Here is a 630-nt window from a genome sequence, read left to right on the forward strand (position 1 = left end):
CGAAAGCGCTTTGTAACTCGGCCAATGAGATCGGTCCGACGTTCGCTGCTTTGGTCCTTGTAAGTCGCGCCAGTCCCGTGAAAATGCGGAAAATGATCGACGCATCAAACGAAATATGGATCGTAGCGTCGCGCTCGCAGAGCACATTTATAAAATGGTTCCAAAACGCGATTTCATCCCCTTGTTCGCCGAACATAGACTCGAATTCGTCGGCGGCCAGTTCTCCGATCGTCTGGCAGATCAAAGGCCGGCGTGGAAGCCAAGTCGGAACATCCACGTCCAGATCTCGATTTTTAAAATATTCTAATAGCTCAGTATCACTAAACTCGTTCTTCGATCTCACTATCGTGGTGTTGTTGGGAGACATTCCGAGCGCGAAATACATCTCTTCCGTGCTCGAAAAATAGTGTTCTCGCCCAGCAATTAAGGTTCCACCACCATTTGATTTAACAATATCTTTGACCCCTTCGAGGGACTTTGCTCTGATTTGTCTAAGCCGATTGCTGTCATTGCTCCAGGCTTGATAGCCTAATTCATCGAAGCCATCGAGCAATATGACAAGCGACCCGTTTTTAAATGCTTTTATCGCACTTGATTCAAGTTCATCTAGGCCTAAGTCGCTGAAATGGC

The 630-nt window shown here is 47.1% G+C and carries 1 protein-coding gene; it reads right to left on the minus strand.

Going from position 1 to position 630, the window contains the following annotated elements:
* Window positions 1-630, minus strand: a 630-nt coding sequence (locus ABTU92_RS30770) for a hypothetical protein (RefSeq protein ID WP_408095311.1), incomplete at both ends; no start/stop codon positions are given.

Source organism: Rhodoplanes sp. SY1 (assembly GCF_046000175.1).
Taxonomy (GTDB): domain Bacteria; phylum Pseudomonadota; class Alphaproteobacteria; order Rhizobiales; family Xanthobacteraceae; genus Rhodoplanes.